General features: G+C 70.5%; 21 protein-coding genes. 12 read left to right on the forward strand and 9 right to left on the reverse strand.

The features are described from left to right. Window positions 1-2: 2 nt before the first annotated feature. Window positions 3-1,292, forward strand: a complete 1,290-nt coding sequence (locus D581_RS0134990; protein ID WP_018961773.1) for a serine hydrolase domain-containing protein — start codon at window positions 3-5, stop codon at window positions 1,290-1,292. Window positions 1,293-1,391: 99 nt separating this feature from the next. Here the strand turns inward: D581_RS0134990 and D581_RS0134995 are convergent, their stop codons facing one another. After that, the gene (locus tag D581_RS0134995) at window positions 1,392-2,012 is read right to left on the reverse strand and encodes a TetR family transcriptional regulator (protein WP_018961774.1); all 621 of its coding nucleotides are present in this window, start codon (window positions 2,010-2,012) and stop codon (window positions 1,392-1,394) included. Between the two features lie 111 nt (window positions 2,013-2,123). Between D581_RS0134995 and D581_RS0135000 the strand changes: the two genes are divergently transcribed. From D581_RS0135000 to D581_RS0135010, 3 genes are all read left to right on the forward strand, one after another. Further along, window positions 2,124-3,242: an IS701 family transposase gene (locus D581_RS0135000; protein WP_018961775.1), complete on the forward strand. Its 1,119-nt coding sequence runs from the start codon at window positions 2,124-2,126 to the stop codon at window positions 3,240-3,242. A 123-nt stretch (window positions 3,243-3,365) separates the two neighbouring features. Then, window positions 3,366-3,809 carry a MarR family winged helix-turn-helix transcriptional regulator gene (locus D581_RS0135005; protein ID WP_007452970.1) on the forward strand — a complete coding sequence of 148 codons (444 nt, stop codon included), beginning with the start codon at window positions 3,366-3,368 and terminating at the stop codon, window positions 3,807-3,809. Between the two features lie 465 nt (window positions 3,810-4,274). Further along, complete coding sequence (locus D581_RS0135010) at window positions 4,275-4,904, forward strand: ScbR family autoregulator-binding transcription factor (RefSeq protein WP_018961776.1); 630 nt, start codon at window positions 4,275-4,277, stop codon at window positions 4,902-4,904. Between the two features lie 257 nt (window positions 4,905-5,161). Here D581_RS0135010 and D581_RS0135020 read toward each other — a convergent pair whose 3' ends face one another. The 5 genes from D581_RS0135020 to D581_RS0135040 form a co-directional block, all read right to left on the reverse strand. Continuing rightward, window positions 5,162-5,575, reverse strand: coding sequence for a DMT family transporter (locus D581_RS0135020; RefSeq protein WP_018961778.1), 414 nt, complete (start codon window positions 5,573-5,575; stop codon window positions 5,162-5,164). Window positions 5,576-5,699: 124 nt separating this feature from the next. Further along, window positions 5,700-6,020, reverse strand: a complete 321-nt coding sequence (locus tag D581_RS0135025; RefSeq protein WP_018961779.1) for a DMT family transporter — start codon at window positions 6,018-6,020, stop codon at window positions 5,700-5,702. A 174-nt stretch (window positions 6,021-6,194) separates the two neighbouring features. After that, window positions 6,195-6,674, reverse strand: a complete 480-nt coding sequence (locus D581_RS0135030; protein ID WP_018961780.1) for a nucleoside deaminase — start codon at window positions 6,672-6,674, stop codon at window positions 6,195-6,197. Between the two features lie 136 nt (window positions 6,675-6,810). Then, window positions 6,811-7,332, reverse strand: a complete 522-nt coding sequence (locus tag D581_RS1000000138790; RefSeq protein WP_018961781.1) for an oxidoreductase — start codon at window positions 7,330-7,332, stop codon at window positions 6,811-6,813. A 1-nt stretch (window position 7,333) separates the two neighbouring features. Next, window positions 7,334-7,990, reverse strand: coding sequence for a DsbA family oxidoreductase (locus D581_RS0135040; RefSeq protein WP_018961782.1), 657 nt, complete (start codon window positions 7,988-7,990; stop codon window positions 7,334-7,336). Window positions 7,991-8,264: 274 nt separating this feature from the next. On the opposite strand from D581_RS0135040, the gene D581_RS0135045 reads away from it, so the two are divergent. Next, entirely contained in the window at window positions 8,265-8,882 is a 618-nt protein-coding gene (locus D581_RS0135045; RefSeq protein ID WP_026291183.1) for a GNAT family N-acetyltransferase, read from the forward strand. Here D581_RS0135045 and D581_RS0135050 read toward each other — a convergent pair. Further along, window positions 8,871-9,278 carry a hypothetical protein gene (locus tag D581_RS0135050; RefSeq protein ID WP_026291184.1) on the reverse strand — a complete coding sequence of 136 codons (408 nt, stop codon included), beginning with the start codon at window positions 9,276-9,278 and terminating at the stop codon, window positions 8,871-8,873. The genes D581_RS0135045 and D581_RS0135050 overlap by 12 nt on opposite strands. 156 nt (window positions 9,279-9,434) lie before the next feature. On the opposite strand from D581_RS0135050, the gene D581_RS0135055 reads away from it, so the two are divergent. Further along, the gene (locus D581_RS0135055; protein ID WP_018961785.1) at window positions 9,435-10,271 is read left to right on the forward strand and encodes a Scr1 family TA system antitoxin-like transcriptional regulator; all 837 of its coding nucleotides are present in this window, start codon (window positions 9,435-9,437) and stop codon (window positions 10,269-10,271) included. Further along, entirely contained in the window at window positions 10,268-10,504 is a 237-nt protein-coding gene (locus D581_RS0135060) for a DUF397 domain-containing protein (protein WP_018961786.1), read from the forward strand. Before D581_RS0135055 ends, D581_RS0135060 begins: the two co-directional genes overlap by 4 nt. Window positions 10,505-10,594: 90 nt before the next feature. Here the strand turns inward: D581_RS0135060 and D581_RS0135065 are convergent, their stop codons facing one another. Then, entirely contained in the window at window positions 10,595-10,975 is a 381-nt protein-coding gene (locus D581_RS0135065; protein WP_032753577.1) for a hypothetical protein, read from the reverse strand. A gap of 140 nt (window positions 10,976-11,115) precedes the next feature. Here D581_RS0135065 and D581_RS0135070 point away from each other — a divergent pair, with 140 nt between their 5' ends. Both D581_RS0135070 and D581_RS0135075 read left to right on the forward strand, forming a co-directional pair. Next, entirely contained in the window at window positions 11,116-12,114 is a 999-nt protein-coding gene (locus D581_RS0135070) for an ArsR/SmtB family transcription factor (RefSeq protein WP_018961788.1), read from the forward strand. An 87-nt stretch (window positions 12,115-12,201) separates the two neighbouring features. Further along, window positions 12,202-12,720, forward strand: coding sequence for a DUF1203 domain-containing protein (locus D581_RS0135075; protein WP_018961789.1), 519 nt, complete (start codon window positions 12,202-12,204; stop codon window positions 12,718-12,720). 30 nt (window positions 12,721-12,750) lie between these two features. Here the strand turns inward: D581_RS0135075 and D581_RS0135080 are convergent, their stop codons facing one another. Beyond that, entirely contained in the window at window positions 12,751-14,211 is a 1,461-nt protein-coding gene (locus D581_RS0135080; protein WP_026291186.1) for a helix-turn-helix domain-containing protein, read from the reverse strand. 434 nt (window positions 14,212-14,645) lie between these two features. On the opposite strand from D581_RS0135080, the gene dnaN reads away from it, so the two are divergent. From dnaN to D581_RS0135095, 3 genes are all read left to right on the forward strand, one after another. Further along, window positions 14,646-15,773 carry a DNA polymerase III subunit beta gene (gene dnaN / locus D581_RS0135085; protein WP_018961791.1) on the forward strand — a complete coding sequence of 376 codons (1,128 nt, stop codon included), beginning with the start codon at window positions 14,646-14,648 and terminating at the stop codon, window positions 15,771-15,773. A 90-nt stretch (window positions 15,774-15,863) separates the two neighbouring features. Beyond that, a complete protein-coding gene (locus tag D581_RS0135090) occupies window positions 15,864-16,601 on the forward strand; it encodes a hypothetical protein (RefSeq protein WP_018961792.1) in 738 nt (245 codons plus the stop codon). A 257-nt stretch (window positions 16,602-16,858) separates the two neighbouring features. Further along, window positions 16,859-17,557 (forward strand): SDR family oxidoreductase, encoded by a 699-nt coding sequence (locus D581_RS0135095; protein ID WP_018961793.1) that lies wholly within the window; start codon window positions 16,859-16,861, stop codon window positions 17,555-17,557. The last annotated feature ends 136 nt before the right edge of the window (window positions 17,558-17,693 follow it).

Raw genomic sequence — 17,693 nt, forward strand, 5'->3', positions numbered from 1 at the left:
ACATGACGACCTCACTGGTACGGCAGGCCCTCCCGCGCCCCAGACCCCGTCCGACGACGGCCGGCGTCCTCGGAACCACGGCGCCCGGATTCGCCTCCGTGCGCCATTCCTTCGAACGTGCCTGCCGGGACGCGGGTCCGGCCGGTTCCCAGGGGGCCGCGCTGACGGTCGTACGGGACGGTGAAACGGTCGTCGACCTGTGGCACGGGACCGCCGACCCGGCCACCGGGACTCCGTGGACCGGCGACACCCTCGTACCCGTGCTGACGGGCTCCCACGGGATCCTGGCCACGGCGGTCCTGCTGCTCGCCGATATGGGCGCACTCGCACTGGACCGGCCCGTCGCCGACTACTGGCCGGAGTTCGCGATGCGCGGCAAGGGCGCGGTGACGCTGCGGGACGTGCTGACGTTCACCGCCCGGCTCCCGGGCATGGCGGCGGACCTCGACCAGCGCGATGTCGAGAACCCGCAGATGATGGCCGCGCTGCTCGAACTGCGCAGCCCCGAGGAGGACCCGCGGGCGGGCGGTGTGCTGCACGGGCCGTGGACCGCCGGGTGGATCGCCGCCGAGGTGATCCGCCGGGTCGACGGCCGCGAGCTCGACCTGTTCTTCCTTGAGGAGATCGCGGGGCCGCTCGGTCTCGACATCCATTTCGGCCTCGTGCCCGACCAGCTGCCGTACGCCGCCCGGATCTCGTACGACGCCGGCTTCCGCGCCCGCTTCCCGGCACCCGAGGGCGGAAGGGGCGGGGGGACGGGACGCGGCGCGGCGGGCGACAGCGGGGCGGGCGACAGCGGGGCGGGCCTCTCCGGGCGGGTGTGGAACAACCCGGCGCCGTTCCCCGCGGACGCCGGGGTGTGGAGTGAGAGCCGACGGCGGTACGCGGTCATCCCCTCGTTGGGGGCGCACGCGTCGGCCCGTGGCCTCGCCCGGCTCCAGGGCATCCTGGCGGCGGACGCCGCACGGGCCCCGGGCGAGGAACCGCTGCTGTTGTCGCGCCGCACGCTGGACCAGGCGCGGAGCTTCTGGGTCGAGGGCCTGGACCCGCTGCTCGGCGGGATCAGCGCGTACGGCGAGGGCGGCCTCCAGCTCCTCGACGAGGGCCTCCACCCGGACGTCCGCTCCGGCGCCTTCGGCCACCAGGGTCCCGGCGGAATCGTCTACCAGGCCTGGCCGGGGGCCGGAGCCGGCGCCGCCCTGGTCCGCAGCCGGCTGACGGCGGGCCCCGGCGCGCAGGTCCTGGACGAGGTAGCGGACGCGGTGGCGAGATCACTGCGGACGACCGCCTGAGACCGGCCGGAACACGGGCCGGAGTACGGGCCGGAGTACGGACCGGAGTACGGGCCGGAACCAACCGTCAGGCCGGAGTACGGGCCGGAACGCCCGTCATCAAGCCCGCGGCGTCGGCACGTCCGGCAGGTCCGTCCTCCCCGCCTGACCGGCCCGGTCGGCGGCGAGGCCGTGCAGGACGACGTTCCAGACCGAGTCCCACGCCGAGTCCCACGCCGAGTCCCGGGGCGCGCCGTGTGCAGCCATCGCACCCTCCGCCAGATGCGCCAGCAGGGCCATCGCGTCCTCCGGGGACACTCCGGGACGCAGATGTCGCGCGTCGTGGGCCCGGTCGAGCAGGCCGCGGAGCACGGGGAGCCAGACCTCGGTCAACGGCGCCACGTCCCCGGGGCCGTCGGCCTCCAGGCGGCGGGTGGCGCGCACGAAGGTGTCCTCGTGGGCCAGCCGCGCCAACGCACCGATCAGGGTGCGCAGTTCACGTAAGAGGTCGGGGGCGGCCACGAGGTCTGCCAGACAGCGCTCGAAGCGGGCGCGCCCCGCCGTGCGCACCTCCTCGGCCAGAGCGGTCTTGTTCCCGAAGTGAAAGGTCAGAGCGCCGATCGAGGTCGCGGCCCGCCGGCCCATCCGCTGGAGGGAGGCGCCCTCGTAACCGCGCTCGGCGAACTCGTCGGCGGCCGCTTCCAACACGGCCTGGCGCGTCCTGACCGCGCGTTCCTGCATGCGCCTTCTCCTTGGACCTCGGCAAGTAGTCGTTCCCTGGGTTAGAAATATAACGAACATTCTCTATGTTTGTTAGTCTGCTCAACGACGCTCACCTGGGAGGGACCTGCAGTGACGACGACGCACGAGACGCCCGACATGGCGACGGGCCGGCCGCCGGGCGATCTGTCCCGGCTCCTGTTCGGCCACTTACACCGATCCGACCAGCAGCGATGGGGTCGGGTGTACCTCCAGGGGCTGCTGCGGACGGACGGAAAGAAGACGGTGCGCCGGATGGCGGCCGTCGTGACCGGCTCGGAGGCGGCGTCGACCTCGCTGCACCAGTTCGTCAACGCCAGCCCGTGGGAATGGACCCCGGCGCGCGGCGAGCTGGCCCGCTGGGCCGCCCGGTCGCTGCCGGTGCGGGCCTGGACACTGGCGCCTGCGGTGCTGCCCAAGCGCGGCAACTGCTCGGCCGGGGTGCATCAGCGCTTCCTGCCGAAGTCCGGACGCACCGTCAACTGCCAGCTCGGACTCGGCCTGTTCCTGGATGCCGGGCAGACGCACGTCCCCGTCGACTGGCGCCTCTTCCTGCCTCCCCGGTTCACCCGCGACGAGGCCGTACGCGACCGGGCGAAGATCCCCGCGGCGACGCGGGCCCAGCCGCTGTGGGAGCACGCCCTGCGCCTGGTCCAGGAGATGACGTCATGGTCGAACGGGCGGACGGCGCCGGTGGTGGCCGACCTGACGGCCCTGTGCGACGTCGCGCCACTGGCGCAGCGACTCCAGGGCGGCGAGCACGCCTTCGTCCTCGCCATCCCGGGCCAGACCACGCTCGCCGGGCCCGAAGTGCCGCCAGGAGCAAGGGAGTCGGCGCGCGGCCTCCTGCTGCGCCGGGGTGTACGGCACTCGGCGGGGGCGGGCCGGCAGGTCATCTCGTACGACACGCCCGTACGCGGGCTGCGTCCGGACGGCGAGCGCAGCCTCGGGGCGGGGCGGCTGATGGCCGAGTGGGACGCGAGCAGCGGGCGTCCGGGCCGGATCTGGCTGACGAACATCACCGACCGCCATCCGGCCGAACTGCTGGAGCTGGCCCGTTCGCCCCAGGGGGCGCAGAGTTCGGTCGACCGCATGGGCGAGGACTTCGGACTCCTCGACTTCGAGGGCCGCTCCTACCCTGGCTGGCACCGGCACATGACGCTCGTCTCGGCCGCCTACGCATGCAGCACCCTGGGGGGCATGAACGACTGACCTTTTACTTGCTCCAACAACTATACAGCGGCCGGGGTCCCTTTACTGAGCACCACCACTCCCCAGATGATTGCATGGGCATGTATCTTGTGGTTCATCGCAGTCGAGAAGGGGAGCCGTTCCATGACGATCCACAAGCAGCCGCGCGCCGCCTCCGACCAGACCATGTGGGAGGCCGTCCTCGGCCTGCACGCCTTCGTGGAGCGTCAGCTCGCACACACCCTGCAGCGGCGCTACGGCGTCGGCCTCTCCGAGTACCGCGCCCTGGAGGCCCTCACCCAGGCCGAGAACGGCGAATGCCGCATGCAGGAGCTCGCGGACCACATCGGCCTGGGCCAGAGCTCCGTAACTCGCCTGGTGGGACGGTTGGACAGCGCCGGCTACGCCTACAAGGACAACTGCGCCGACGACAAGCGCGGCGTCTTCGCCGTCATCACCGACGAGGGCCGCAAGCACTACCAGGACGCCCGCGCCACCTACGCCGACGTCCTCAGCTCGGCCCTCAACACCGCGAGCGCCGACGACCAGCTCGCCCGCGCGGTGCAGGCGCTGCGCAGCGCCGCCTGACAAGACCACGACAGACGGCGGGACACGAGCCGGTTCATGACGGCGGCCATGCCCTGCCCCGCCGCCATGGCCATGACCATGGCCTCCTTGCGGGTCCACAGGTGGGCGAAGTCCCGGACCAGTTCGTCTTCCCTTCGCGGTCCCCCGAAGTCTGTGCACCTGCCACTGGTGCACCTGCCGCCGCTGGACTGGTTTCGCTTCACGGTTCCGAACGGAAACAGACAACTTGGCCCCCCAAGATCGGTTGCTTGAGCGGGCGACTACACAGAGGCGTTCCGAGATCAACCCCGCGTGCCCGACTCAAAAAATAATGTTCCTTTTTTTGGCACGTCAAGGGGCGGCCCACTGGGAACCCGCTTGGGGCGATTTGTTGTTTTTGCAACTCAATCCCACCGAAACGGACTTGCCCCGCCCTCTATCCACCCCGATAACATAAGGAGCATTCTTTTTGGGAAGGTGAGAGGCATGGCACTGAAGCAAGAACGGGCGGAACAGACCCGTCGAGCACTCCTGCTCGCAGCGGCGGAGGTCTTCGACGAGTACGGCTACGCGGGAGCCAGCATCACGCGCATCCTCAAGCGCGCCGGGGTGACGGCGGGGGCGCTCTACTTCCACTTCGGCTCCAAGGAGGACCTGGCCAAGGCCGTGATGAACAGCCAGCCGGGCACCCTCGTCCCGCTGATCGCCGCCAGCGGACTGCAGCGGCTCATCGACCTCACCCTCGTGTGGTCGTGGCAGTTGCAGCGCGACCCGCTGCTCCGGGCCGGCGTGAGGCTGACGAACGAACAGTCCTCCATCGGCGACTCCCTGAACTCCGACCCGTACGAGACGTTCCGCGGGATCATGAGCACGTGTCTCGACGAGGCGCGGGAGCGCGGCGAGTTGCAGCCGGGGATCGAACCGATCGTGGTCGCGGAGTTCGTGATCGCCGCCTGCACGGGGATGCAGATGTACTCCAACGTCGTCAGCGGCCGCAGGGACCTTCCCGAGCGCACCCAGCAGATGTGGAACCTGCTGCTCCCGGGCATCGCTGTCCCGGCCGTGATCACCCGCGCCGAAGCGGCCCCGGCCCGCGGCGCCGCGATGATGCCCTGACAGCCGGACCGCCCGCGCGCCCCGCCCTGCCCCGCCATGCCCAGCCTTGCCCTGCCCAGTACCGCCTTGCCCTGCCCAGTACCGCCCTGGTCAGACCTGATCTGACCTGTCCTGACCACCCTGGCTGTTGTGCCTGCTGGTGGGCAGCACCGACACGGAGATGATGGACGGCGTCCTGTCGGCCGGTACGCCGCAGGTGCCCGCGGCCCCCTCGTGAGGGGGCGGCGGGCACCTGCGGCGTACCGGCGGGGGGAATGTCAGACCTGAACCGCGGTGGGCCGGTCCGCGATCTGCTCGGAGCGGGGCGCGGTGGCCGCCTCGGGCTTCGTACGGTCGGCGAGCTTCAGCCAGATGACTCCGACGATGATGACGGCCAGCCAGATGCCCTTGGCCAGGGTGAGGGTCTCGTCGAAGAAGAGCGGGCCGAGAACCGCGGCGCCGACCGCGCCGATCCCCGCCCAGACGGCGTAGCCGATGCTCACGTCGATCGTGCGGAGGGCGAGGCTCAGTGCGTAGAGCGTCAGCAGGAAGAACACCACCGCGACCAGGGACCAGGTCAGAACGGTGAAGCCCTCGCTGCCGCCGACGGCGAGCGCGTAGCCGATCTCGAAGACTCCGGCGAGCAGGAGCGAGAGCCAGGCGTTCGTGGAGCTCTTGGCTTCGTTGGACATGGGAGGTGAGTCCTCTCTCAGGGAAGGCGTCAGATGGTTGCGGGGTGCGCGGGGTGCGCGATGCGTGCGAGGCGTACGGCATCTACGGGACCGGAAGTCCGGCTCCGGGCTCAGGCCTCATCCCTCAGGCGGAGCCGCTCAGCTGGAGGCCGACGACGCCACCGATGACGAGGAGGATGCCGATCGCCTTGTTCGTGTTCAGACGCTGGCCGAAGAACAGCGCTCCGAGGACGGTGATACCGACGCCCGCGACGGACGTCCACAGGGCATAGCCGACGCCGACGTCGAAGGTCAGCAGCGCCTTGCTGAGGAAGAACGTCGCGGCGGCGCCGCTGGCCAGGGTGATGCCGGTCCACTTGCGGTTCTTGAAGCCCTCGGCCTTTCCGGCGGCGATGGCGACCACGATCTCAAGAGCGACGGCGATGGCGAGGTAGAGCCAGTGCATGGGAGGTCCTTCCGTGCGGTGAGTGAGCGGGGATGAACGGGATGAGCAGGATGAGCAGGATGAGCGGAACGTCCGGGTGAACGGGAATGAACGAGAAGTGCGGGTGAGCGAGAAGTGCGGGTGAGCGGAGTCATCGGCCCCGGGCGGCGACGCCGCGTGGCGGAGGTCCGGCGGCTAGCGCGGGGAGCGACTCAGGGTCAGGAAGTCCTGGAACGGCTGCTCGGCCTCCGGGAGTTGCAGCGCGGTGACCTTGATGGGCCAGTTCTCCGGGTCCTCGGCGAAGACGGCGTACGAGCTCGTGTAGTCGAAGCCGTACCGGGCGGCGGTCCTGCGGTCGGCGGCATGCACGATGTGACCGATGCCGGCGAACCGGGCCGCCAGATAGCACAGGGCGCAGGGCTCGCCGGAGGCGAACAGGGTGGCGCCCGCCACGGCGTGGAGCCCGTACTTGGCGGCGGCTTCCCTGAGGGCGACGACCTCGGCGTGGGCGGTCGGGTCGTTGTCCTCGCGGACCCGGTTGAAGCCCGTCCCCAGAATCCGTCCACCGCCCACGACCACGCCGGAGAAGGGGATACCGCCCTGCGCGACGTGCTCGCGGCTGATCCGGACCGCCTCGTGGGCGTAGCCCAGCAGTTCGCTTTCGTGTGTACCCATCAGCAGTTCGTCCCCCGAGTTGCCCTGCGATCATTTCGCGTTGCATTTTGCCTGCACATGCAAGTGAATGCTTTCCGCAACCCCCGCCGACAACTTGCCCTGCGGGAACTAATCTTGCATGTGCAAGTAATCACTGTCAAGCGTGTGCGTGCGGGCGTTGCCCAGGGCCGGTTCCGCTTCGGCGTCCCCACCCGGCCACCGCCAGGCGGGATCGTTGATCTTCCCCTGCGAGAGCCGGACGCCGACCGGGAAACCGGGCCCGGCCGCGTCTCTGACCGTTGCCCTGCGAGACGGCCCCGGAGTGCAACAGCTGAAGGACGACGCGCGCGCCGGCGGCATGCACTCCCTCGACGACAGGCCGCCAGGCGGCGGCCTGCGCCTCGTCCGTGGTGCCGGGCTGGTGCAGGTACCCCTGGCTGAAAGCCCGGTCGGTGTAGGTCCCTTCGGTGATCAGGAGCCCGAAGCCGCCCTCGGCGTACGCCGCGTAGTACGCGGCCATGTCCCGCGTGGCCCGCCCGTCCTCGGTCGCGGAGACCCGGGTCATGGGGGCGACGGCGTATCTGTTGCACAGCTCCAGCCCCGCGAACCGGCAGGCCTTGAGCGCGGGATGGGTGGCGGGGCGCCGGGCGGGGGGCCCGGCGGGATGCGTGGCGGGCATCTCAGCAGCTCCCGTCGATGCCGCAGGAGGCGCCGTACACGTCGCCCTCCGCCTGCTGTGCCTGGGCGTCCAGGAGCGCCTTGCGCACCTGGGCCGGACGCGGAACTCCCTCGATCCGGGTGTCGCCGACGAGCATGGTGGGAACGGACTGCACCCGGTGGGCCGCCGCCTCCCGCAGGGCCTCCTGGTGCCGGGCCCGATAGGTGCCGTCCGCCAGCGCGGCCCGGAACCCGGCCTCGTCCAGACCGATCTCAGCGGCCAGGGCGACGAGGACGTCGATCTGTCCCAGGTCCTGGCTCTCCTGGAAGAAGGCGCGGAACATCCGCTGGTTGTAGGCGGTCCCGAGGCCGTGCTCGGCCGCGTACTGATAGCCCTCGAAGGCGAGAGCCGTGTACGGCTGGGGAGAGACGGCGGGAAGCGTGATGCCGACGCCCAGACGACGGGCCATGGGATAGACGGCCCGTTCCCAGATGCTGGGCAGGTACTCGTCCTCCGGCCGCAGGGTGGGCTGGGGGTGGGGACGCAGCTCGAAGGGCATCCACTCGACGTCCACCTCGACGCCGACGTCCTTGATCGCCTCTTCGAGCGGGCCTTCGGCCAGCATGCAGAAGGGGCAGACGTAGTCGGACCAGATCTTGATCTTCACGGGTTCAGCCACGCGCCGACCTCCAGGTCATTGATCGCGCAAGCAACAACATCCCCCGACGATGCGGCAGGAGTTGACGGACGTCCAAAAGGTTGCACGATCATGCACTTTTGTGTCAAGCCTCCCCGCCGTCGGTCGAGACGGCAACCCGGGAAAGCCGACCGGAACCGGCCGCCGGCGCCACGAGCAACGGGAGAGACGGGAGCGACGGCGGCAAGCAGCGAGATCGACGACAAGGAGCGGCAAACCCTTGCGGGAGCGCTCCCGCACCTGCAAGATCCCGCGCATGACTTCTCCGTCGCCCGTGCTGCGCCCGTACCGCCCCGAGGACCGCGAGGCCCTCTTCGACATCTGCGTACGCACGGGGCACGAGGGCGGGGACGCCCGCCACCTCTACCCGGACCCGGACCTGCTGCCGAACATCTTCGCCGCGCCCTACGCCGTCCTGGAGCCGGAGTTGGCGTTCGTGGTCGAGGACGGCGGGCGCGCGGTCGGCTACATCCTCGGTACGGCGGACACCGCGTCCTTCGTCGACCGCTACCGCGCCGAATGGCTCCCCGGCCTCGCCGAGCGCTACCCGGCCCCCGTACGCCAACCCGCGTCCCCCACCGAGCGGATGACCGCCCTGATGCACGACCCCGAGCGCATGATCGTGCCGGAGCTGGCCGGCTATCCGGCCCACCTGCACATCGACCTGCTCCCGGCCCACCAGCGGTCCGGGTACGGGCGACGGCTCATGGATGCCTTCCTGGGCGCCCTGCACGAACAGGGAGTCAAGGCCGTCCACTTGGGCATGCTCACCGTCAACACCCGGGCCCGCGCCTTCTACGATCGCGTCGGCTTCCACGAGATCGCGGTTCCGGACGCGGGGCCCGTGACGTTTCTGGGTCGCTCAGTTCAGTAACGTGTACGCCGCGTTGAACAGGATCAGCGTGTGCACGAACCGCCCCGCGCGCGTGGGCGGGTACCGCCACGCCAGCGGCCAGGTGTCACCCCCCAGAGCGGGTACGGGGACGTAACTGATCCGCCCCGTGGCCCCGTTGAACGTCGTCACCGCACGCGGCCACGGCCGCCCGGCCGTCGAGCCCGCCGGCACGAGGAAGTACACCCCGCGCCGGCCGTTCGACTCGGTGACGACGGGTCCCGGCTCGCCGCCGACCAACTCCTCCATCAGGTCGGCCAGCCGCCGCCCGTCGTCGCCGTCCACGCGGACGGCGTCGAATTGCACGCCCGCCTTGCGTAGGTGAAATCCGGAGTCCGGAATCCACTCGGCCCTCAGCCCACCATTAAGTGCGTTCACGAGACGATTGTGACCCCGATCACCTAGCGTTCTCTGTACCTGCCGAGGTGCGTCGTACAGCCGTTGACCTGCTCGAACTTCTGTGAAGTGGGGTGGAATTCAACGACTTCGAGTAATGACCGGTTGAGTTCGGTTGAGTCGAAAAGAGATCGCGTAATGGCGAGTGCTGAGAACAAGCAGACCGCGAGCCCGATGGCCCTCATGGTGGCGGAAGTGGCCCGGACGATGCGTATCCAGCGGGGGTGGACACAGGAGAAGCTCGGCCTGGAGCTGGGCTACTCGGCAGCGGCCGTGAGCGCCATGGAGACGTGCGCGCAGCCCGCGAGCGACGCGATGCTGGTCGAGCTGGGACGGTTGTTCAATAACGGGACCGCCATGTTCGAGAGCGCGCGGCGGTACATGCGGATGGAGAGGTATCCGCTCCAGTTCCAGGACTACGCGCTGCTGGAGCAGGCGGCGCTGAGCCTTCAGCTGTTCGCGACCAACGTCATCCACGGGCTGTTCCAGAAGGAGGCGTACGCGCGTGCGTTGATCGGCGGCGGATACCCGCCGCTCTCCGACCAGCGCGTCGAGGAGCTGGTCCAGCTGCGGATGGAGCGCAAGGCGCTCTTCGACCGGGAGCCGGTCCCGATGATCGAGATCATCATCGACGAGTCCGTCCTGCGCCGGGTCATCGGCAGCGAGGAGATCATGCGGGAGCAGCTGCTCCATCTCGTGGAGTGCGCGGGGCGCCGCAATGTCACGCTTCTGGTGCTGCCGCTGGACGCCGGTAAGTACGGGGAGTGTGCAGGTGCTCGCGGCGCGATGACCCTGGTGGAGACCCCGGCGCACGAGCATCTCGTCTATCTGGAGCCGCAGGACGAGAGCTTGCTGATCAGCGACCCGGCAAAGGTGAGCACCTACGCTCAGCGCTATGCGAAGATCCGGTCACAGGCCCTGGGTCCTCGTGAATCGCTGGACCTCATCAAGCGGTTGGCAGGAGTAGTGGAATGAGCAGCACCCTCCGATGGTTCACGTCGAGCTACAGCAGCGACAGCGGCGGCGAGTGCATCGAGGTCGCCTTCGACTGGCACAAGTCCTCCTACAGCAGCTCCAGTGGCGGCGAGTGCATCGAGGTGGCCATCTGCCCCCGCGCCGTCCACGTCCGTGACTCCAAGGTGCCCGACGGCCCCGCCTTCGCCGTCGCGCCGGACGCCTGGTCCGCGTTCCTCGGCTGGACGGGCTGACAGCCCGGCACCACCGCACCGACGGTCTGCCTCCTGGCGTGCATCACCACCACGCCAGGAGGCAGACCGCTCACGGAAGGCGCGACTCCGTCACGGAGCCAGCTTCACGGAGTTGATCGGCGTGAAGTCGTAGTCGTAGTACGTGCCGGCCACCTGGTTGCCCCCGCAGCCGGTGCCGTTGGAGCCCGTGCACCGGTATGCCTTGGCGCCGCCGGTCTGGTTGTTGAACCAGCGCTTCATGCCGATCTGGTCGTAGATCCTGTGGGTCCCGTACGAGTAGAACGCGTGGCTCGGCCTGTCGCCGTTCCAGCTCGCGTTGGGATACAGACAGACCGCCCCGGACGGGCAGCCGTGGATCGTGGCCGCCGCCTCCACCGCGGTGGCCGATCCGCCCAACGTGAGTACGGCGCCGGTGGCGAGCGCCGTGGCGCCCATCGCTGTCCTCTTGATGGTTCTCTGAAACTGACGCATGCGCGTTTTCCCCCATCTGGTCGGTCTTGGGTTCTGCATCGCTCCTTTAGGAGCTTCTCCAACGATGATGAGGAAGCCCGTGAAGACGGGTCCAAGGGTTTTCATCGCACGTCAAACGGATGTGTTCATTCGGGGGATCCATGGAACTCCGTATCCATTTCACAGCAGACGACCTGACACGCATCACGGTGGCTCCCCGCCCCGATCCCATGTGGGAACTGGTCAACAGCCTTCACGCGCTCCAGGCCCCGCGACCCGCCCCCGACCACGCGCCGTGGCTGGAGCACGTCCGCAGCCGACTGGCCAGAAGCGATCTGAGAGAGCCGATCCGCCTGCTCACCACGCTGGTGCCGGCCCGGGGGAAATTCCCCGACTTTCTGACCCCGCCCCACAGAGGCGGAATGGAGGTCGCCCGTGACCTGATTCTCGCCACACCGACGGAACGCGTGCGCGCCGAGCTAGCCGCATGCTGCACGCAGCGAAAGCCGCCCGACCGGCTCCGGCGGCTCGCGGAAGGTGACCGCGCTGCCCGACAGGAGCTCGGCACCGCCCTTACCGTCTACTTCTGCGAACTCCTCGCCCCACGACGGCACCTGATCGACGACGCGGTGCACAACCACCGCGCGCTCCACAGCCGGGATCTGCTGGAAGGGGGCGCAGAACGGCTGCTGAGCACGCTGTCGCCCTGCATCCGCTGGGAACCGCCCACCCTGGTCGCCGACTATCCGCGCGACGGCGACCTCCACCTGCGCGGTCGCGGTATCGCGCTGATCCCGTCCTTCTTCTGCACAGGACGTCCCATCACGCTCATCGACCCCGGCCTCCCACCGGTTCTGGTCTACCCCGCGAGCAGTCGTTCCGACTGCGCGGACCGCCTCGACCGCCTCGACGGCCTGCCCGAACTGCTGGGCCGCACGAGGGCCATGGCCTTGTGCGCCCTGTCCTCACCGTGCTCGACGGGCGAACTGGCCGTGCGGATCGGTGTGTCGATCGCGAGCGCGAGCAAGCACGCGTCGGTGCTGCGCAAGGCGAGGCTCATCACCAGTACGCGCAGGGGCTGCGAGGTGGTGCACGCCCTGACCCCGCTCGGGCGTGAGGTGGCGCAGGGGCGGCGGCGCGGATCGTGGTGCGGTGAGTGACGACTGCCGACCTTCCGCGTGGGCGCGCACCAACGCGACGTCCGTTTTCTGCCAGCAACCGCCTGCGCGCCGCTTCAGCATGGGCACATGACCACCTACACCGTGCTCCCTGTCGACCCGGCCGTCCTGAAGGAACTGCGGGTCCTCGACGACGCGGGCCGCCCCTGCGCCCCGTACATCGCGACCGGCGACGACGCGGGCTCTCCGCTGCGCTGCTGCCTGCGCTCCATCACGCTCGGCGAGCGGATAGCCCTCGTCTCTTACGCCCCTTTGCGCCGCTGGGCCGCCCTGAGCGGCGCAGACCCGGGCGCGTACGACGAACAGGGGCCGGTCTTCATCCATGCGGACGACTGCGGCGGGTTCACCCCCGGCGAGGGCTACCCCTTCGCCCGGCCGGGAGCCCTGCGCACCGTGCGCCGCTATGACGCCCGGGGCCATATCGCGGGCGGCCGTCTCCTGGAGATCCCGGCCGACGCCACGGCCGGCTTCGACGCGGCCTTCGACGACGCGTTCAACGACCCGGACGTGGTGCTCGTACACGTCAGGGCACTGGAATACGGATGCTTCCACTTCGAGGTGCGACGGCCCGCCGCCATGGAGCGGTGAACTGGCGGCGGGCATAGGACGGGGCGGCCCTCAGGCCGCCGCCCCCAGGTCCCGGGCCCTCAGCGCCAGCCACAGGTCGTAACGGGCGCTCGGAGGCCGGAGCAGCGAGCGCTGGAGGGCCGTTTCGAGCCGGGTGAGGCGTTTGCGGGCGCCTGGCACGCTGATGCCCAGCTCGGCGGCGGCCGGGCCCAGGCGGCCCTCGCAGCGCAGCCAGGTGCGCAGGGTCTCCTCGGCACCGAGGACGGGGGCCAGTTGCTGGTCGGCCCAGTGCCGTACGGCAGGGCGGCGCAGGACCTCGTCGAGCGCCCCTGCCGCCTCTCGCGTACCGGCCCCTGTGGGGGCGTACGGGGCGGGGTCGGGGGCGCACGCCGGGGCGGGGGTGGCGCGGACGCGCAGCGCCAGGTCCAGGGCGGCCTGGTCGGCGAGCCGGTGCAGGTCGAGGCCGAGCAGCTCGCCGATGAGCCGCAGCCGGGCGGCCAGGGTGTTGCGGTGGACCTTGAGGTGGTCGGTCGCGTGCGACGAGAACGCCAGCCAGGACCCGGCCGTGGCCGCCAGCTCCTGAGCCCCGGGATCCTGCGCGCGGCGCGGCGCATGGGTCAGGAGCGGGGTCAGCAGGTCGTGCGCCCACTGGCGCCCGGCCGGTCCGACGACGAGCGCGGGGCCCGGGGAGGTCCCGAACCGGGCGTGGCGGGACGGTACTTCGCGGGCGACGGCGAGGGCGTGGAAGGCCTGGCGGTAACCGGTCGCGGTGTCGGCCAGCGGCACGGGTTCGCTGACGCCCACGACGCAGTGGTCGACCCGGGCGGCGACGGCCTCGTCGGTCGGGGCGGCCCCCTCCTCCGGCTCGTCCGCAGGCATCACCAGGATGAGGTGGCGGGCGTAGACCGGGCACCGCACGATCCAGGAGCGGGCGCCGTCCGCGTCCGCGCAGACCCGGGCCACCTCGTCACGGCCGTCGCCCGAGCACTCCACGACGCACACCCGTACCGGATCGGGCAGCCGGGGGCGCAGCGCACCGGCGACCTGCTGGGCGATGGAGAGCTGGCCCGTCATCAGCAGGTGCAGCACCGCCTCCCGGCCCCGGGACTCGGCGAGGTCGACCCGGCGGCGCTTGCGCTCCAGGGCCTCGGCCTGCCGGCACAGGGACAGCGGCAGGACCACGTCGGCCAGCAGCGTGGCGAGCCCGGCGGCCACGGGCCGGGGAGTGACGACGGCGAGCACGGGGGCCGCGCGGTCGTCGGCGCTCAGGGGGAACAGCAGGGCGGTGTGCGCGCCGGTGTCGAGGGAGTACGCCCGGGCCGCGCGCTCCGTGAGGGCGCTCGCGCCCTCGGCGACGAGCCCCGCGATGTCGGGGACCACCGCCCGTGCCGTACGGGCCGCCGCGTGCAGCACCGTCCCGTCCGGGCCGACGAGCCCTGCCCAGCCGCCGGCCCGCCCGGCCAGCCAGCGCAGCAGCTCGGCGGTTCCGCCGGTGCGGGCCAGCCGGTGCATCAGCAGAAGGTCGTCCGCACGCTCCCGTGCTGGCACCTGTTTTCCCCGTTCCCGCCCTGGACACGGCCGTGGCGCCTGGCGGCCCGCCCCGCACGACTGACTGTGCGGACCGATACCCCGGCGGCCGCCCCACTGGGCGCATTGAATCTCCCGTCTCCTTACCCTGCGTTCTATGGTCCGAACGTGTTCCCGTCCGTCGGGGGACGGCTCCGAAAACAGGGGGCGCGGGGGGCGGGGATACGAGGGCGCGGGGGCGCGGGGTACGGGGGAACGTGCGGCGGCAGCGGCTCACGGGGGTGGTCGCTGTCGTCGGCTCCCGCCCCGCGTCGATTGTCAGCGGTGTTGTCAGTCGGGTTGTCAGTGGTGCCTTTTATCGTCGTTGTCGTGGGAGTCGGCCTCCGGCTCCGGCTTTCGACGTGCCAGGAAAGGCCCCCATGGAGTTCCGGATCGAACGCAGTGCCCTGACCGACGCCGTGTCCTGGGCGGCCCGTGTCCTGCCCGTGCGCTTGCCCGTCCCCGTACTGGGCGGGCTGCTGCTGGACACGGAGGGCGGGGGCGAGGGCGGCGGCGGGCCCCTGCGGATCTCCGGGCTCGACTACGAGGCGTCCGCGCGCATCGACGTGGACGCCGAGGTCGTGCGGCCCGGGAAGGTGCTCGTCATGGGGCGGCGGCTGCTGGACATCTGCAAGGTGCTGCCCGAGGGGCCGGTGGAGTGCTCCGTGGAGGGCTCCAGGTTCACGGTGTCGGGCGACGGGGCCCGGTTCGGCCTCTCCGTGCTGCCGCTGGACGAGTACCCCGCTCTGCCCCCGCTCCCGCAGCTCCGGGGCGCGGTGGACGCGGGGCTGTTCGCGGCGGCCGTGGCCGATGTGGCGGTGGCCGCGGGGCGCGACGACACGCTGCCCGCGCTCACCGGGATCCGGCTGGGGCTCGACGGCGACACGATGACGCTCGCCGCGACCGACCGGTACCGCTTCGCCGTACGAACCCTCCCGTGGAAGGCGACCACGCCCGGCGAGACCGCCGACGTCATCGTCTCCGCCCGCCGCCTTACCGAGATCGCCCGCTCGCTGGGCCGGTCCGGGCTCGTGAGCCTCGCTCTGGACGCCGGCTCGGCGGGGTTCGAGCACTCCGGGATGCGGACCACGGTACGGCTGCTGGAAGGCCGGCTGCCGCGCCACGAGAAGCTGTTCGCGATGGGGGACCCGGCCGTCGCGGTGGTGGACCGGGCCCGGCTGACGGAGGCCGTCAAGCGGGTCTCCGTCGTCGCCGACGGCGACAGCCCGGTGCAGATGACCTTCTCCCGCGCCGACGCCTCCGTAACACTCCGCGCGGGCTACGAGGACGATGTGGCGTCCCAGCGGCTGCCGGCTGCCCTGGAGGGGGCCGAGGAGCTGACCGTGGCCTTCAACCCCGGCTATCTGGCGGACGCCCTGGCCTCCTTCACGGAGCCGTCCCTGCGGCTCCTGCTGCTGGGGGCCGGTCAGCGCGCGATGATCACGGACGAGGCGGGCACGGACGTCCACCGGCACCTGCTGATGTCGGTGAAAGCGCAGTTGGCGTGAGGGCGAGTGCTCATCAACCTCACCATGCTCAGAGGCCGTTGAGCGTCACGCGGAGTCACAGCAAGCCATGTCGAGTCACGGGGGACGAACATGAACGGACAGGAGCTGTTCGCGCGGCTGTTCCAGGCGGCGTTGATGGTGTTCCAGCCGAAACGCGCCGGCCGGATCGTCGACGAGACGATCACCGCGCTCCAGGTCGCCCGCTCCCTCGTCGGGGCGGTCGCCGTCATCTGGATCACCATCGCCTACTGGGGATCGGCGGACGACCCGCTGCGGGCGAAGTTCGAGGAAGTGGCCCTGGCCGCGACGATCCTGGTCTTCGCCGTGCCGGTCATCCTGTTCGTCTTCATACTGGCCGCCGAAGGCACCCGCCGGGGCCTCTATCTGAGCCGGATCGCGGGCCCGCTCACGGCCGTGGGCACCCTGGCGGGCGTCTACTACCTGACCTTCGTGGTCAGCCCCGCCATCGGGCGCACCGCCGTCGAGGACTTCGACATCGTGCCGATGCTGCTGACCATGCTGGTGCTCCTGCCGTCCTACGGCGTGGCCGCCCTGTTCCTGATCATCGGCACGACGTTCGCGGTCGTGACCGTCTTCCGCCTCTCCGACGTCCACGAGACACTGCCCCCGCTGGTCTCGCCATTTCTGGTGTGGACGCTCTTCGTCATCCAGCTCGCCGATCCGCCGATGTCCGGCATCCCGGTGCTGCTCCGCATCCTCTTCCTGGTCGGCCCGCCGCTCTCCGTCACCGCGCTGTCCTATGCCGAGCTGCGCCAACTGCGCCTGCACCACGGGGTCACGCTCCGGACGGCGCTGAACCGCGCCTGACGACACAGCCGCGTCGACAAGGCGTGGGTACCCGCCCCTGACTGTGGCGCTTGCGACCGCGTCAGAACAGCAGGTAGAGCACCAGCCCTTCCAGTCAGCGACCCACCCACTGGTACATTGATCGGGTCACTAGAACAACGTTCCGGTGCTCGATCGACGTTCGCCACCGAGCCGTCCTCCGATTCGACGGCCGAGGGCCGGGGGGCGGTGGAGCGGTGGGATGCCCGCCCTGTCAGGTCGCCCCACAGGAGGAACACGTGAAACTGGTCATCTTCGGCGCGAACGGCCCGACGGGCCGGCTGACCACCGAACAGGCACTGGCCGAGGGACACGAGGTCACCGCCGTGACCCGCCGACCCGACGCGTTCCCGCTGAGCGACGCCCGGCTGAGCGTGGCCCAGGCGGACATTCTGAACCCCGATGAGGTGCACCGCGTGGTGGCCGACCATGACGCGGTCGTCTCCACCGTCGGCGTGCCGTATACCAAGGAGCCGGTGACCGTCTACTCGGAGGGCACCGCGAACGTCATCAAGTCGATGCAGGCCCACGGCATCCGGCGGCTGGTCTGCGTCAGCTCGATCGGGGCCGACTACGAGGACGCCCCCGGCGAGGCGTTCGTCTTCCGCAAGGTGATCGTGCCGATCCTGCTCAAGATGGGCCGCCCCCTCTACGAGGACACGAGCCGCATGGAGGAGATCGTGAGCGCGAGCGGCCTGGACTGGACGGTCGTCCGCCCCGCCGGTCTCTTCGACGCCACGACCACCACCGACTACATCGTCAGCAAGTCCCGTCACCCCGGCTGGTTCACCTCGCGCAGGGACCTCGCGGACGCGCTGGTGCGTGAGGCGGTCGACGACCTCAGCGTCGGCTCCCGCGTCGAGGTCATCACCACCAAGGGCGTTCCCAGCTACTTCCAGGTCTTCGCCAAGGAGGCGCTGCACATCGGCAAGAAATGAGCCGTACGGGGGTGGCCCGGTCCCGTGGCCGACGGGACCGGTGCCCGGAGACCCTGCTCGATCCGCGGTCCAGCGGGCGCCTGCGGACCTGTCGGGCGAGTTACCGCCGATCGATCGACTCCGGCCGTCTCCCGGC

It is taken from the genome of Streptomyces sp. CNB091 (assembly GCF_000377965.1).